Raw genomic sequence first — 15,289 nt, forward strand, 5'->3', positions numbered from 1 at the left:
CGCAGTTCGTAAAATGGCCTCATCAGCGAGGAGGCGAACATGCAGCGTTCAGGCGACATGGAAGGCGGTGCTCCACGGCACGATCCTGTCCGGGAAACGGTTCACGATCTGCGCAACCTGTTCGCTGTCATTGCTTCAATCAGGCATCTGCTGGACAAGCATCAAGACGGCCCCGAGCGGCAAACCATGCTGCGCGGGCTGGAGGAGGCGGCTGTGCGGGGCAACGAGCTCACGTCCCGGCTGCTTGCCAGGCAGAAGGCGGGACAGTGCTGCCCGATGGATGTGGGCGCGCAGGTCGCACACGCCGCGCCCTTGCTCCACGCCATGGTGAACCACCCGGCGTCATTGGAGATCGACACGCAGATGGCCTTGCCCGATGCTCGGGTAAGCGCCGACCCGGCCGAACTGGAAGCGGTGATGCTGGAACTGGTCGCCAATGCGGTCAGGGCGGGTGCGCGGCATATCTGGCTCCGTTGCCGCAGGATCAATGACTGGATCTGGCTGGTGATTGCGGACGATGGTCCGGGCTTGCAGGCGAACGGCGCTGCGCGACCGCGACTAACCACAGTGGACGGATGCCGTGGGAACGGCTTGCAGCGGGTCCGTAGAGCAATCCGGGACATGAGAGGCAAATTATTCATTCGCGGCGGTGCCCGAGCAGGCTCGGGCACAGTGGTCGCCATGCTTTTGCCGGTGGCGCCTTCCGCCGCCAGCAAATCACGCGCCCGGCATTGGAGCGCACCCATCAACAAGGAGAGTTGCGATGAAGACCGATGGACAGTTGCAGCATGACGTGATGGACGAACTTGAGTGGGATCCCAGCGTCGATCATGCGGATATCGGCGTGGCGGTGAATGACGGGGTGGTGACCCTGTCCGGCTATGTTTCCAACTATCTGGAGAAGATGGCAGCGGAAAAGGCGACTCGGCGTGTCAGCGGGGTCAAGGCGATCGCCGAGGAGATCCAGGTGCGCTTCAAGTCCGAACCCAAGACGGCGGACCATGAAATTGCCAAGCGCATCCTCGACATGTTTTCGTGGAACGTCTCCATCCCGCACGAGAAGATCAATGTGAAGGTGGAGAAGGGCTGGGTCACGCTGTCGGGCGTTGTCGATGCCTATTATCAGAGCGATGAGGCGAGACGGGCAGCCGCCAGGGTTTCCGGCGTGACCGGCGTCAGCAACCTTGTCGAGGTGAAGAAGCTGCCCGTCAGCGCTGACATTCGGGAACGGATCGCCGCCGCCTTCAAGCGTCAGGCGGATCTCGACGCTGCCGGCGTTACGATCGCGACGGTTGGGAACACGGTACGCCTCGGCGGACGGGTGAAGGCCTGGCACGAACGCGGCGTCGCGGAGCGGGCGGCCTGGGCAGCGCCCGGCGTGACCAAGGTCGAGGACAATATCGTCGTATCAACATTCTGACCCGATCCCCCGGCGGGCGCCATTGCCTGCCGGGGTGCTCCATTGCGGGTCGGTCCCTGACGCTATTTCATTGGAGGAGCATATGTCCGTCATAGATCGCGTGCGCCAATCCGCAGACGCCATGTTTCAGGCAGCCATGACCATCGGACTGATGATCGCCATCGCGGCGATGATCCTGGCCCGAATGCCGGGATGACATCCGTTGGATAGCGAACATCTTATCATGAGGAAATCGACATGAAGAACGTGCTCTTGCTCGTCCATGATGATGCCGGTCAGGAGGCGCGCCTTCAGGCGGCGCTGGACCTGACCAGATGCCTTTCCGGCCATCTGACCTGCCTCGACGTCGTGCAGGTCCCGGTGCTGGCGGGCAGCGAATATTATCCGGACGCCGAACTGATGCTGCTTCAGGATGCGCGACAACGGGAAGAGGTCAATGCCGGACGTATCCGGGCGCGGCTACAGGCGGAAGACGTGGCCTGGAACTGGGTTGATCAAACGGGCTTCATCACGCCGCCGATACAGGACAGCGCGATGCTGGCGGACATCATCGTCCTCAATACGTCGCTCGCGGATCGCATGATGCCCGACATGATCCCAATCGTGTCAGATGCGGTGCTGAAATCAGGAAAGCCCGTATTGGCGGTTCCTGACGATAGCCGGGGCATCGACTTTGGCGGCCATGTGCTGGCCGCGTGGGATGGATCGTGCCCGGCTGCCGAAGCGTTGCGGGCGGCGGTGCCACTGCTGGCGAGCGCCGAGGGCGTGACGATCATCGAGATGGGCGAAGTCAGTGGCGAGCTTGCGGAAGATGCGGCGGCCTATCTTTCCCGACATGGCGTCAGGCCGCGGGTTGAGCATCTGGACGAGCCGGAAGGCGGCGTCGCGGCGGGACTGCTGGCCGAGATGAACAGGCGGCGGCCGGCTTTCTGCATCATGGGAGCATATGGACATTCGCGGTTGCGCGAGAGTCTGTTCGGCGGAATCACCCGGACAATGCTGGGGGAAGCGAATGTCCCGTTATTCCTGGCTCACTGAAATCCCATAATGAAAGCATCAATTGAAATGGCTTTGGGTGGAAGGCGGGGAGGCTGTCCAACCTAAAGGCGTAGATCATGGAGTCGTTTAGGTAGCGTAATGACCATCCGGGATTGCACGGACATGGCTGAAATATCATCTGTTCCATATCAAAGACTTACGAGGGAATGGATAAGTCGTGTGTTGGAATACGGCCAATGATGTTAGGGTGCGCAGGGCCTTGCCAGGCTGACGTCAAAATCCCGCATAGGGTGAGGCCATGCCGTCATGGAAAACAGCGCGTCCGCAATATTACGCCCTCGCCATTCTGGGGGTTGCTTTAGTAGCGGCGGTCCGGCTGCTTCTTGATCCATGGCTGAGCGACCGGTCGGCCTATCTGCCCTATGTCATCGCAATCCTGGGCATCGCGCTCTGGCTGGGCAAGGGACCGGCGATCCTCGCTACCCTGCTGAGCGTTGCGGCAGGGGTGGCGATTACCTATCGGTCGACGCTACAGAACCGCGACCTGATCGAGATCGCGCTGTTCGTCGTGACCGCTGCCGGCATCATCCTGATGAGCCGCCTCGTCCGCCAGTCGAACCAGCGGCTGGAGGTGGCTGAAGTCGCCGTCGAACATGGCGGCGCGGCGAACGAGCAGCTGGCGGTCGAGCTCAACCTGTTGATCGATGGCGCGCACGGGTTGGCGATCTACATGTTGGATCCGGCTGGCCGGGTGATGATCTGGAACCGGGGCGCCGAGCGGTTGAAGGGCTGGACCGAGCAGGAGGTGCTGGGCAAGCCATCTTCCCTATTCTATCCCCGCGAAGCCGTTGCGGCGGGCAAGCCCGAGGCCGATATCGAGCGTGCCTGCGCAGAAGGGCGATTCGAAGAAGAGGATTGGCGCGTCCGCAAGGACGGGTCGGAATTCCTGGCGGCGGTTAGCTGGACCGCGCTTCATGACAAAGATGGCGCGCTGCGCGGCTTTGCGAAGATCGTGTCCGACATCACCGAAAAACGGTCGGCCGAAGGCCAGCTGCGCGCCCATGAAAGCCAGCTGCGCGCGATCCTGTCCACCGTGCCGGACGCGATGGTGGTGATCGACGAGGCTGGCACGATGCTGTCGTTCAGCGCGGCCGCAGAGGCGCTGTTCGGCTATGCCGAGCTAGAGGTGCTGGGCAAGAATGTGCGCATGTTGATGCCGTCCCCTGATCGTGAACGGCATGACAGTTATATCCAGCGTTATCTGGAAACCGGTGAAAAGCGCATCATCGGCAAGGGCCGGGTCGTTTCGGGCCGGCGGGCCGACGGGTCCATATTCCCCATGGAACTATATATCGGCGAGGCGGTGCGCGGGAATGAGCGCATCTTCACCGGCTTCATCCGCGACCTTACCGAAAGGCGGGCGGTCGAAGATCATATGGCGACATTGCAGGCCGAATTGATCCATGTGACGCGGGTGAGCGCGATGGGAACGATGGCGTCGACGCTGGCCCATGAACTCAACCAGCCGATCGCCGCCGTCGCCAATTATGTCGAGGCCGTGCGCGACCAGATGGCGCAGCCACAGCAAAGCGAGTGGCCAATGATGCGAGAGGCATTGCAAGAGGCGGCGAGCGAGGCGCTGCGGGCAGGCCAGATCGTTCGCAGACTGCGGGAGTTCGTGTCGCGCGGCGAGGTGGAAAAGACGATCGAAAGCCTGCCCGAACTGGTGCAGGAGGCGTCTGCGCTGGGCCTCGCCGGCGCGCGCGAAATGGGGATCGACGTGCAGTTCGACATCGATCCGCTGGCGTCGCCCGTGCTGGTCGACAGGGTCCAGATCCAGCAAGTGCTGATCAACCTCGTTCGCAATGCGTGCGAGGCGATGGCGGACAGCGCGGTCAAGCAGCTGACCATCGCCACGCGCGCGGCCAAGGACGATCTGGTCGAAGTCATCGTGTCGGACACCGGCTGCGGCATTGCACCGGGGGTGGCGCGACAGCTTTTCACCGCATTCGTCAGCACCAAGCCCAACGGTATGGGCCTTGGCCTTTCCATATGCCGCACCATCGTCGAGGTGAATGGCGGCAAGATCTGGATGGAAAGCCGCAAGGGAAAAGGCACCGATTTCCACTTCACTCTCATTCGAGCGCAAGCCGAGGAGGCATATGACCGTGAAGAAGTTCGTTCACATCATCGATGACGAGGATGCCGTCCGGCGGTCGGCGGGCTATATGCTCAAGACGTCGGGCTATAGCGTGGAGACATGGGTGTCGGGGGTCTCCTTCCTGAAGGAAGCCAGATCGGCCGAGGAAGGCTGCATCCTGCTCGACGTTCGCATGCCCGACATGGATGGGTTGGAGGTGCAACGCGTCCTGGTGGAGCGGGGGATCGCGATGCCGGTCATCATCATGACCGGACATGGCGACATATCGATAGCGGTGCAGGCGATGAAGGCAGGCGCAATCGACTTTCTGGAGAAGCCGTTTGAAAAAGTGGTCCTGATCGATGCGATCGAGCGCGCGTTGGACCGGGTGCGCTCTGCCAAGGGGGCGACGGCCGATGCTGCGCGCGCGGAGCTGATCATCGGGGCGTTGACGGTGCGGGAGCGGGAGGTGCTGGAGGGGCTGGCGCAGGGGCTTCCCAACAAGACTATCGCCTATGACCTTGGCATTTCATCCCGGACGGTCGAGGTGCATCGCGCCAATCTGATGGCGAAGCTGCATGTCCATAGCCTGTCGGACGCCCTGCGCATCGCCTTTGCCGCAGGCATGGGCCACAAGGACCTGACTGCGATCAATACGTAAAGACTTGCGCGCGCGCGCCATGGCACCATTTTCTCATGTTGCTCACACCAGCGGCGCAAGGCGCGCCGAAATTATCCAGCCCCCCGATTTTCGTCGCCCTGTTGGACGACGATGCCGGAGCGAGGCGTTCGATGCAGCTGCTGTTGCAGGGGCGGGGTTTTCAGGTGCGTTCCTTTGCCGACCCCGAGGCGCTGGTCGCCGATGTGAAGGCGAACAACCCGGCCTGTCTGGTGACGGATTACCGGATGGCGGGATGCAATGGCCTGGAGGTGCTGGACAGGTTGCGCGCGGCGGGATGGAGCGGGCCCGCGATACTGGTCACTGCCTATGGTTCGGCCGAATTGCTGCAAAAGGCGATGGCGCATGGCTTTGGCGCTCTGATCGACAAGCCGTGCAAGGATTCGGCGCTGATAAACGCCATCAGGGACGCGACGATGGGTCAAGTAGGGAACTGACAGGTGCCGTCATGACGAACGCTGGGAAAAAGCAGGCAGCCGCGCGGCCTTTCGCCGTCATGGACCTGCTGTCGCCCCGCGAACGCGAAGTGCTGGCCGCGGTGGCAAGCGGCCATACCAACCGGGAGACCGGCAAGCTGTTGGGCATCAGCCACAGGACGGTCGAGGTCCATCGCGCCCGGTTGATGCGAAAGCTGGGCGTGCAGTCGGTGGCCCAGCTCGTTGCCCTGTATGTGCTTCACGGCCAGTCGCACGCCGGCCAAGGCAGGCCGTCGCATTGAGGCCGATCGCCTGCCCGTCTCACCGGGCGCAACCGGTCCCGGCGCTGGAGCACCTCGTATAATCCCCAATGTCGCCGGGCATGGATTGTGGGATCATGGCGGCGGGACCCCGGAATAGTGGCCCCTCTATCTTCAGCGATTGCATGCGAGGAAGATGATGACTGAGGCAAGAACCGCCCGCCATTCGACCATGGAAGCGTCCGACGAGCTGGTGCAGATGCTGCGCCGCCATGCCGAGCTGCTGCCTTCGCCCGACGAGGTGGAGGCGTTCGGAAATTTCTTCGACCGTTTCGGGGATGCGCGCGTCGTCCTGCTGGGCGAGGCGAGCCATGGCACGTCGGAATTCTACCGCGCGCGGGCGGCGATCACGCGGCGGCTGATCGAACGGCATGGCTTTGCGCTGGTGGCGGTGGAGGCGGATTGGCCCGACGCGGCGCGCATCGACGATTATGTCCGGCATCAGGCACCGCGCCCCAGAAAAGGCGATGTGTTCGTCCGCTTTCCGACATGGATGTGGCGCAACCAGGAAGTGCTGGCCTTTGCCGACTGGCTGCGTGGCCATAATCAGGGATTGGAGGCACAGCGGCAGGCGTCCTTTCACGGGCTGGACGTCTATTCCCTCAGCGAATCCATCCATGCCGTGCTGGCCTATCTGGACAAGGTCGATCCGCAGGAAGCGGAGCAGGCTCGCCGCCGATATGGATGTCTGACGCCATGGCAGGACGAACCGGCCCAATATGGCCGCACCGTCATGATGTCGGGCGGCAATGGGTGCGAGGACGGCGTCGTGGCGCAGCTTCGCGAGTTGCTCGACCAGCGGCTGGACCTGTTGAAACACGATGGCGACGCGTGGTTCGACGCCTATCAGAATGCGCGCATCGTGCGGGCGGCCGAACGCTATTACCGGGCCATGTATCGCAGCTCGACCGAGAGCTGGAATCTGCGCGACCGCCATATGTTCGAAACGCTGCAAAACCTGATCGCGCATCGCGGCAGTGGCACGAAGGCGGTCATCTGGGCGCATAACAGCCATATCGGCAACGCCGCCGCCACGGCCATGGGATGGCAGGGGGAATTCAACATCGGCCAGCTTTGCCGCCTTGCTTATGGCGATGATGCGGTGTCGATCGGGTTCGGCACCGATACGGGCCTGGTCGCGGCGGCGAGCGATTGGGGCAGCGCGATGGAAATCAAGACGGTGCGCCCGGCGCGGCCCGACAGCTATGAGCATGCCTTTCGCCGAACGGGCGTGGCGCGCTGCCTGACCGACTGGCGCGGGCGGGACAAGGCGGCATTGCGCGATGCGCTGAGCCAGCCGCTGCTGGAGCGCGCCATAGGTGTCGTTTACCGGCCCGAGACCGAGCGGCTCAGCCATTATTTCGAGGCCGTGATGGCGGAGCAGTTCGACGCGTGGGTGTGGTTCGCTCAGACGACGGCGGTGGTGCCGCTGGGCGCCGAACGGCCGCATGGCGCGCCAGAAACCTGGCCTTTTGGATTATGATCATGACAGAGCTTATCGCGAACAGACATGATGTGGTCATTGGCGCGCATCGCCTGTCGGGCTTCCTGGACGTTCCGGAAAACGCAACCGGGCTGGTGATATTTGCCCATGGCAGCGGCAGCGGGCGGCACTCGCCACGCAACCAGCATGTGGCGGCGGGCCTGAACCGTGTGGGCATGGCGACGTTGCTGGTCGACCTGCTGACGCCGGAGGAGGAACGGGACCGACGCAATGTGTTCGACGTGGGGTTGCTCGCACGGCGACTGCGCGAGGTGGCGGAATGGGCGGAGGAGGTGCCGCAGCTTGGGCCGTTGCCGCTCGGCTATTTCGGCGCGAGCACGGGCGCGGCGGCGGCGATCATCGCGGCGTCCATGCCGGGGGATCGGGCCGCGGCCATCGTGTCGCGCGGCGGGCGGCCGGACCTGGCGGGCGCGGCTGCATTGGGGGGCGTGAAGGCGCCCACGCTGCTGATCGTCGGCAGCCTGGACCAGGATGTGCTGGCGCTCAACCATGATGCCAAGACGTTGATGAAGGCACCCGCGGAACTGGTGGTGGTTCCGGGTGCCAGCCACCTGTTCGACGAGCAGGGGACGCTCGACCAGGTGATCAAGCTTGCGGCGCGCTGGTTCACCTCTCACCTGAAAGGAGCGGCGCGATGAAGCTGCCATCGATGCTGTTCCACGATCGCCGCGATGCGGGTGTACGTCTGGCAAAGGTGCTGTCCCATCTGGCCGAGGACAATCCCCTGGTGCTGGCGTTGCCGCGCGGCGGCGTGCCGGTCGCTTTCGAGGTGGCGAAGGCGCTGAGGGCGGACCTTGACCTGCTGTTCGTGCGCAAGCTGGGCGCGCAGGGATATGAAGAACTGGGCATCGGCGCGGTGGTCGACGGCGCGAACCCGCAGCTTGTGCTTAACGAGGATGTGGTGCGGCAATTGGGGCCGACGCCCGAATATGTCCGGGCCGAAATGCGCAAGCAACTGGCCGAGATCGACCGGCGGCGGCGGGCCTATCTGGGCGACCGGGAGCCGATTGCGGTGGCAGGCCGCACGGTGATCATCGTCGATGACGGGATCGCCACCGGCGGCACGGTGAAGGCGGCGCTCAAGGGACTGAGCAAGGCGCATCCCGCGCGGCTGATATTGGCGGTGCCGGTTGCGCCCGCCCATGTTGTCGCGGGGCTGCGGGAGGAGTGCGACGATGTGATATGCCTCTATGAACCCTATCCCTTTTATGCGGTGGGAGCGCATTATGTCGTCTTTGATCAGACGACTGACGAGGAAGTGGTGAGCCTGCTCAGCGAGGCGCGGGCTTTGCGGAGCGGGTAGTCGGCCTGAGGGCTGTCAGCGCAGTTCGTGCTGCATGATGCCGTTCAGGATGACCCAGAGCCACTCCATGCCGATCAGTTGGAGGACGAGGACGGCAAGGATCAGCGCTACGGCAAGGGTGGCGAGGATGAGCCGGTAGCGCATGGTACGCAACCCGTCAGGGCGTGGAGCGGCTGGTGACGACCGCCGATCCGTTGGGCTGGATCTGGATCAGGTGATAGGCCTTGTCCTCGCACTGGGCGCGCCAGACGACGGCGGGCGAGGGCGCGCCCGGCATGGGGTTGCTGCTCACGATAGTTTGGCACGGCAGGCCCGCATCGCGGATGGCGCGGAAGAAGACGGCGTCGCGGGCCTGCTTGGGCAGCACGGCGACCTCCGTAGCGTAGTTCGTCGCCGACGCATTGGGGTCGGGGGCGGGAGCCTCTGCCTTCTGGGCGGGTTTGCATGCGACCGCCAGCAGAGCCGTCGCCAGTACGGCCATCGTCCGCATCGCACCTTGTCCTTTACTGGTCATCAGCATCCCCCTTTTCCCACGCCCGCCGCGCGGGACCAATGGGGACATATACTTATGCCGGCGTGGGCAGCGCGGCGCGCGAGCTGGCCGGCGGCGCGTGGCCGAGATCATGACGGAGTAGAGGGCCTCGGCAAGCACCGCCCGAGCGGGGTTGGTGCTTCTATGATCTAAGCCAGCCCGTTGTCCCTCATCGCGTGGGCGATGAGGGGGGCGAGCGCGGCCTTGCTTGTTGGTCCGTCGATGCTGTCGCTGCTGGCGATGCGCGCGATCCCGTGGGCAGCCATGAAGGCGAGGTCGTCAGGGTGAGCGAGGCAGTGAGTGGCGATGGCTTCGATGGAGGTTGCGCCTGCCTGACGCAGCAATTTCGCCGCTTCCACCAGCGTGCGGCCGCTGGAGATCATGTCGTCCACGATGATGGCGCGGCGGCCCCTTGCGTGCTCCACGTCCGGGATGGTCAGGCTCACCTGGCGGTCGCTGAGGCGCTGTTTCGTGGCGACCAGGGTTTCGAGGCCGAGCGGTCTGGCGATCGCTTCGGTCCATTGGCGGGATTCACTGTCCGGGCCGATGATGATCGGATTATCCCCGGCGTCGATCAGCGCCGTGAGCAGGGGGGCTGCGGACGGGCTGATGGCGGAGATGCCGGGGATGGCTTCGGATAGCGTGGCGACGCGGTGGAGGTGGGGATCGACCGTCAGGAGCGCATCGAAATGGCTGGCGAGCAGGCCGCCAATGACCTTCTGGCTGACCGCTTCGCCGGGGTGAAAGGCTTTGTCCTGCCGCATATAGGCAAGATAGGGCGCGACGAGGATGACGCGCTCCGCCCCGCTGTCCCGCGCGGCGGAAGCGGCGAGCAGGAGTTCGATGAGCTTGCGGTCGGGATCGTCGAGCGAACGATACAGGATGACGCTCCGCGCTGATGCTGGAATGCGGACGAGCGCTTCCTTGTCAGGGAAGCGGTGAACGGCGACGTCACGAACCGGCAGGTCGAGCGATGCGCCCAGCCTATCCGCCGCCGCCATGCTGTCCGCGAAGGCGAGGATCACCGCGCTCACCGTGCCACCATATAGCCCGAATCTTCCGCCGCGAGGTCGCGCGCGAAGCCAAGGCCAGTGGGCGACTGGGCGTGGATGCGATAGAGCGCCTGCCCCTTTCGCACCTGCGCGCCGACCTTGTGCAGTAAGTCGATGCCCGCGCCCTTGTCCATCGGCGCACCGGCGAGGCGGGCGATGCGCGCGATGCGATGGCAATCAATCGCGCTCACCCGCCCTTCATGCGGCGCGACCACTTCATGGACATGGTCGCCGAGGGCGAACTTCACCGGCTGCCGTCCCTGCGCGTCGATCAGCCTTTCCATGGCGGCGAGCGCCTTGCCAGAGGCGAGCAGGTCCATCGCCCGCGCATAGCCCCGGCCGCCGCGCAGGGCGGGATCGAAGTCGAGGACGCGGCCCGCGAGGAACAGTGCATGCTCGCGCAAGTCCTGCGGCGCGTCGGCATCGTTGCGCAGCACCGCCATGACATCGCGCGCCTCCAGCACCGGGCCGACGCCCCGGCCAACGGGCTGCGAACCGTCCGTGATCACGATGTCGATGACGAGGCCGATCTCGTCTGCGATATGTTCGAACAGCTTGCGCAGGCGAACGGCGTCATCCTGCGTGCGGACCTTTGCGGTGGGTCCGAACGGTATGTCGAGCACCAGATGGGTGGACCCGGCGGCGAGCTTTTTCGACAGGATGGAAGCCACCATCTGCTCGAACGTGTCGATGCGCAGCGGGCGTTCGACGGAGATCAGCACATCGTCGGCGGGCGACAGGTTCACCTTGCCGCCCCAGGCGAGCACGGCCTTTTCCCTGGCGACGATGGCGCGCATCGCGTCTTCGCTGAGGTCGACGCTCGCCAGCACTTCCATCGTGTCGGCGGTGCCGGACGGGGAGGTGATCGCGCGCGACGATGTCTTGGGCATGATGAGGCCGTGCGCCGCCACGATCGGCACTACGATCATCGACGTGCGGTTGCCGGGGATGCCGCCGATGCAATGTTTGTCGACGACCAGCGGGGCCTTCCAGTCGAAGCGGTTGCCGACATCGGCCATGGCGCGGGTGACGGCAAGGGTTTCCTGCGTGCTCATGAACCCGGCGCAGGCGACCAGGAATGCGCCGATTTCCATCGGTGAATAGCGGTGGGCGGCGATGTCGCGGATGATCGCGGATATCTCGTCATCCTGAAGCGTATCGCCGTCGATCTTGCGCCCGACAAATTCCAGGCTGCGGGGCGGCATCGCCTGTTCGATTGCAACGGCCGCGCCTTCGGGCAGGGCGAGGCGCCGGAATGCCTGCTCGCCAAGGCCGATTTCGCCCGGCTTCAGCATCGCGGGTTCATCGACCAGCGCGAGGGTGGCGAGGATTTCGGCGCTTCCGTCACTGATGCGGATCTTGCGCAGCGCCTGGAATTGCTCGGCGGAATAGCCATTGCTTTCACGCAACAGAAAGGCGGTGTTTTCAGGGTAGGTGTCGATGGCGAGGCGCTTGATCGTCAGCATGAGGATCAGCTGCCGTCGCCAAGTTGCGGCGGGACGGGTGTGCCATGCAGTTCCTGCGCGACACGGGCGCAGATACTGGCCGCCCGCTGGCGCACGCGGGCAAGATTGTCCTTGAAGAAGTCGGCGGGTGCGCTGTCCACGACATTGCCGATATACAGCGCCTCGCTCGATTGCATGGCGAAGGCGCGGAACAGATAGGTGCCGGCGAGATTGCGGAGCGCTTGGGCCTGGCCTTGCGATTGCAGCCAGTCCTCCGGCGCGCCGGAGGTGGTGATGGCGCACAGATGGCCGTTGCCGAGCAGGCCAGTGCCCGCGCCATGCTGGACCTGGCCTATGGTTGTTCCCGCACCCAGCACCCGGTCGATATAGCCGACGAGGATGGCAGGCGGCATGCCGAACCAGACGGGAAAGATGAAGGTGATGACATTGGCGCCGCATAGCAGGGCGAGTTCGGCCTGCACGTCCGGGGAGAGGCGGAAGTCGCTGCGGCCCGGGCGTTCATGTGCCTTCAGCACCGGATCGAAGTTCATGGCGTAGAGGTCGCGCAGGATCGCCTGCTGACCCGCCGCCTCCACCGCCTCGCAATAGGTTTGCGCGATGGCGGCGTTGAAGCTGCGGGGATCGGGGTGGGCGAGCACCACCGCGTGGCGGATGGGAGATGGGGACGCGCTGGGCATGGCCGAGTTCCTCATTTGGCGTGCTGGCGCTGCTTCGCCTCTTGATAGGCGTCGAGCACGCGCCGCATCCGCGCCAGCGCATCGCGGCGGGCGCGTTCGCTGCGGATGCGGCCGAGATGCTGTTTCAGGTGGGTGATGAAGTCGGCATAATCATTCTGCCAGTCGGGGCCGCTCAGCTCCTCCATGTCGACCCGGCCGGTCTGGATGCGGTGGGCCGGCTTGCCGGGTTCCAGCGCATAGACTTCGCCGATCTGCGGGGCAATGATGCTGGCTGCGGGATTGTCCGCCTGCGTCAGGATGCGCAGGGCGGCGACGGCTTCGGGTTCGCCATGGTCGAGGAACAGGCTGCCGCTGATCGGCCTGCGCGCGCCGATCCAGCCATGCAGTTCATCGCGGTCGGCATGGGCAGAATAGCTGTCGATGCGGCGGATGCGGGCGCGGACATTGATGTCCTCGCCAGAAATGCGGACGCGCTGGGCTCCGTCAAGGATGACGCGGCCGAGCGATCCCTTCGCCTGAAAGCCGACGAACAGGACGGTGGAGTCCCGCCGGAACAGATTATGCTTCAGGTGATGGCGGATGCGGCCCGCTTCGCACATGCCCGATGCGGCCATGATGATAGCGCCGGTCATGGTGTTGAGGCGGATCGATTCCGCGACATCCTCGACATAATGAATGGACGGGTGACGAAAGACGTCTTCCCCGCCGGTGTCCTCCAGTTCCGACGCATGGGCGGCGAACACCTTGGTGGCGCGGCTGGCGAGGGGGGAGTCGACGAAGATCGGGACGTTGGGGATGCGGTTGGCGTCGGCCAGCTTGGCGAGGTCGAGCAGCAGTTCCTGCGTGCGTTCGAGCGCGAAGCTGGGAATGATGAGGTTGCCGCCGCGCGACAGGGCGTCCTTGATCTCTGTCTCCAATTGGGTGCGGCGTTGTTCGATGGTGAACTTTTCCCGCGCGCGGTCGCCATAGGTGGCTTCGCAGACCACATGGTCGAGACCGGCGGGGGCCTGTGGGTCGGGGTGAAAGGCCTTGTTGATGGGGCCAAGGTCGCCCGAAAAGAGGAGGTGCATGCCTGCGGTTTCTATCTCGACCGAGGCTGCGCCCAATATATGGCCCGCGTTCCAGAAGCGCGCGCGGAAGCCGGGGGCTGGGTCGAACCAGTCGCACAGCGGCGTCGGGCGGGTGAGGCGCCAGGCATTGAGCGCATCCTGCTCGGTGTAGAGCGGCTCGAACAGGCTTTCGCCCGCGCGGTCGCGGCGGCGGTTGCGGCGATCCGCTTCGCTTTCCTGAATGCGCCCCGCGTCGGCGAGCATATATTCGAGCAGGTCTGACGTGGCGGGCGTGCACCAGATGGGCTTGTCGAAACCCTGCGCCGCGAGCTTGGGGAGCAGGCCGCAATGGTCGATATGGGCGTGGGTGAGGACGACCGCGTCGATCTTGCCTGGCTCGAAGCTGAATGCGCCATGGTTCAGCGTTTCGAGCGTGCGCGATCCCTGGAAGAGGCCGCAGTCCACGAGGATGGCCCGATCGCCCAGCCGCAATTCCATGCAGGAGCCGGTGACGGTGCCTGCCGCGCCATGGAATGTGAGGGTTAAGGCAGGGCTCAAGCCGTTTCTCCCGATCCTTGTTTTCCGGCCATCATCATGGGGCCAACGGGCGGGGGAGGCAGTCCGTAGTTATACTGATGGGCAGGGGCGCATCCGTATCTTTCCTAATGTCGCGAGACGGGGCGCGTCCGCACAGTGAAGCGATGAGCAGCCAAGTGCCAACGAAGCCGCCATTGCCCGTCAAGGACGAGGTGATCCTCTGGTTCGATGCGATCGGGCGCGGCGATGTCGGCCGGGTAGGCGGCAAGAATGCCTCCCTTGGCGAGATGGTCTCCATGCTGGGCGGGGCGGGCATCGCGGTGCCGCCGGGCTTTGCGACCACGGCGGCGGCCTATCGCGCGCTGGTGGAGCATAACCGGATTGGGGATCGGCTGGCGGGCATCGTGGCGCAGTATCGCAGCGGTGCGATGCCGCTGCATGAGGCAGGCGAGGGCGCGCGGCGGCTGTTTCTGGACGCGGAATTGCCGCCGTCGGTCGCTGATCCGATAGTGTCGGCTTATCGGGATCTGTCGCGGAAGGCTGGCAAGCGCGAGGTCGCGGTCGCGGTGCGGTCGAGCGCTACGGCGGAAGATTTGCCGGACGCGAGTTTCGCGGGGCAGCAGGAAAGCTTCCTGAATGTCGTGGGCGAGCGGGCGCTGCTGGACGCGTGCCGCCGCTGCTTCGCCTCGCTGTTTACCGATCGGGCGATTTCCTATCGCGAGGCGAAGGGTTTCGACCATTTGCAGATCGCGCTGTCGATCGGGATACAAGTCATGGTGCGGTCGGACCTTGCGGGATCTGGGGTCATATTCTCGATCGACACGGAGACGGGCTTCCCGCGCGTCGCCGTCATCAGCGCGGCCTGGGGGCTGGGCGAGACGGTGGTGCAGGGGCGGGTCGATCCGGACAGCTATATGGTGTTCAAGCCCTTCCTGTCGGACGGACGGCTCAAGCCGATCGTCGAGAAGCGGGTCGGCGCGAAGGCGCAGAAGCTGATCTATGCCACCGGCGGCAGCGCGCGGACGGTACTGGTCGAATGCAGCCGCCATGAGCGCGACCATCCTGTGCTGGAGGACGAGGAGATATTGGAGCTGGCCCGCTGGGCCGTGTTGATCGAGCGGCATTATGGCTGCGCGATGGACCTGGAATGGGCCAAGGATGGCGAGAGCGACAAGCTGTTCCTCGTGTAGGCGCG

The 15,289-nt window shown here is 64.6% G+C and carries 17 protein-coding genes; 11 read left to right on the forward strand and 6 right to left on the reverse strand.

Annotated elements, in window-relative coordinates; translation table 11 throughout:
• Positions 1 to 39 precede the first annotated feature (39 nt).
• From MRBLSP13_RS03230 to MRBLSP13_RS03275, 10 genes are all read left to right on the forward strand, one after another.
• A complete protein-coding gene (locus MRBLSP13_RS03230; protein WP_363752677.1) occupies positions 40 to 792 on the forward strand; it encodes a HAMP domain-containing sensor histidine kinase in 753 nt (250 codons plus the stop codon).
• On the forward strand, positions 764 to 1,420 hold the full coding sequence (locus MRBLSP13_RS03235) for a BON domain-containing protein (protein ID WP_363752679.1): 657 nt from the start codon (positions 764 to 766) through the stop codon (positions 1,418 to 1,420). The genes MRBLSP13_RS03230 and MRBLSP13_RS03235 overlap by 29 nt, the downstream gene beginning before the upstream one ends.
• A 237-nt stretch (positions 1,421 to 1,657) precedes the next feature.
• Positions 1,658 to 2,458, forward strand: a complete 801-nt coding sequence (locus tag MRBLSP13_RS03240; protein WP_363736774.1) for a universal stress protein — start codon at positions 1,658 to 1,660, stop codon at positions 2,456 to 2,458.
• Between the two features lie 259 nt (positions 2,459 to 2,717).
• A complete protein-coding gene (locus tag MRBLSP13_RS03245; protein ID WP_363736773.1) occupies positions 2,718 to 4,616 on the forward strand; it encodes a PAS domain S-box protein in 1,899 nt (632 codons plus the stop codon).
• On the forward strand, positions 4,582 to 5,220 hold the full coding sequence (locus MRBLSP13_RS03250) for a response regulator transcription factor (RefSeq protein WP_363752682.1): 639 nt from the start codon (positions 4,582 to 4,584) through the stop codon (positions 5,218 to 5,220). Before MRBLSP13_RS03245 ends, MRBLSP13_RS03250 begins: the two co-directional genes overlap by 35 nt.
• A 35-nt stretch (positions 5,221 to 5,255) precedes the next feature.
• Positions 5,256 to 5,675 carry a response regulator transcription factor gene (locus MRBLSP13_RS03255; protein WP_363736769.1) on the forward strand — a complete coding sequence of 140 codons (420 nt, stop codon included), beginning with the start codon at positions 5,256 to 5,258 and terminating at the stop codon, positions 5,673 to 5,675.
• A gap of 11 nt (positions 5,676 to 5,686) precedes the next feature.
• A complete protein-coding gene (locus tag MRBLSP13_RS03260; RefSeq protein WP_363736767.1) occupies positions 5,687 to 5,956 on the forward strand; it encodes a response regulator transcription factor in 270 nt (89 codons plus the stop codon).
• A 154-nt stretch (positions 5,957 to 6,110) separates the two neighbouring features.
• Entirely contained in the window at positions 6,111 to 7,457 is a 1,347-nt protein-coding gene (locus MRBLSP13_RS03265; protein ID WP_363752685.1) for an erythromycin esterase family protein, read from the forward strand.
• Positions 7,458 to 7,459: 2 nt separating this feature from the next.
• Positions 7,460 to 8,116, forward strand: a complete 657-nt coding sequence (locus tag MRBLSP13_RS03270; protein WP_363736764.1) for a dienelactone hydrolase family protein — start codon at positions 7,460 to 7,462, stop codon at positions 8,114 to 8,116.
• Positions 8,113 to 8,781 carry a phosphoribosyltransferase gene (locus MRBLSP13_RS03275; protein WP_363736762.1) on the forward strand — a complete coding sequence of 223 codons (669 nt, stop codon included), beginning with the start codon at positions 8,113 to 8,115 and terminating at the stop codon, positions 8,779 to 8,781. Before MRBLSP13_RS03270 ends, MRBLSP13_RS03275 begins: the two co-directional genes overlap by 4 nt.
• Before the next feature lie 15 nt (positions 8,782 to 8,796).
• On the opposite strand, the gene MRBLSP13_RS03280 is transcribed toward MRBLSP13_RS03275, so the two are convergent.
• The 6 genes from MRBLSP13_RS03280 to MRBLSP13_RS03305 all read right to left on the reverse strand — a co-directional run bounded on the left by MRBLSP13_RS03280 (position 8,797) and on the right by MRBLSP13_RS03305 (position 14,115).
• On the reverse strand, positions 8,797 to 8,925 hold the full coding sequence (locus MRBLSP13_RS03280) for a hypothetical protein (protein WP_363736761.1): 129 nt from the start codon (positions 8,923 to 8,925) through the stop codon (positions 8,797 to 8,799).
• A 13-nt stretch (positions 8,926 to 8,938) separates the two neighbouring features.
• Positions 8,939 to 9,295 carry a hypothetical protein gene (locus tag MRBLSP13_RS03285; protein WP_363736760.1) on the reverse strand — a complete coding sequence of 119 codons (357 nt, stop codon included), beginning with the start codon at positions 9,293 to 9,295 and terminating at the stop codon, positions 8,939 to 8,941.
• A gap of 167 nt (positions 9,296 to 9,462) precedes the next feature.
• Positions 9,463 to 10,347 carry a ribose-phosphate diphosphokinase gene (locus tag MRBLSP13_RS03290; RefSeq protein WP_363736759.1) on the reverse strand — a complete coding sequence of 295 codons (885 nt, stop codon included), beginning with the start codon at positions 10,345 to 10,347 and terminating at the stop codon, positions 9,463 to 9,465.
• Positions 10,344 to 11,831 carry a thymidine phosphorylase family protein gene (locus tag MRBLSP13_RS03295; RefSeq protein ID WP_363736758.1) on the reverse strand — a complete coding sequence of 496 codons (1,488 nt, stop codon included), beginning with the start codon at positions 11,829 to 11,831 and terminating at the stop codon, positions 10,344 to 10,346. The genes MRBLSP13_RS03290 and MRBLSP13_RS03295 overlap by 4 nt, the downstream gene beginning before the upstream one ends.
• A gap of 5 nt (positions 11,832 to 11,836) precedes the next feature.
• Entirely contained in the window at positions 11,837 to 12,508 is a 672-nt protein-coding gene (locus MRBLSP13_RS03300) for an NAD(P)H-dependent oxidoreductase (RefSeq protein WP_363736756.1), read from the reverse strand.
• Positions 12,509 to 12,519: 11 nt separating this feature from the next.
• On the reverse strand, positions 12,520 to 14,115 hold the full coding sequence (locus MRBLSP13_RS03305; protein WP_363736754.1) for an MBL fold metallo-hydrolase: 1,596 nt from the start codon (positions 14,113 to 14,115) through the stop codon (positions 12,520 to 12,522).
• Positions 14,116 to 14,270: 155 nt separating this feature from the next.
• Here MRBLSP13_RS03305 and MRBLSP13_RS03310 point away from each other — a divergent pair, with 155 nt between their 5' ends.
• Positions 14,271 to 15,284, forward strand: a complete 1,014-nt coding sequence (locus MRBLSP13_RS03310) for a PEP/pyruvate-binding domain-containing protein (protein ID WP_363752688.1) — start codon at positions 14,271 to 14,273, stop codon at positions 15,282 to 15,284.
• Positions 15,285 to 15,289: the final 5 nt, after the last annotated feature.

The sequence above is a fragment of the Sphingobium sp. LSP13-1-1.1 genome, from assembly GCF_040676415.1.
Classification (GTDB): domain Bacteria; phylum Pseudomonadota; class Alphaproteobacteria; order Sphingomonadales; family Sphingomonadaceae; genus Sphingobium.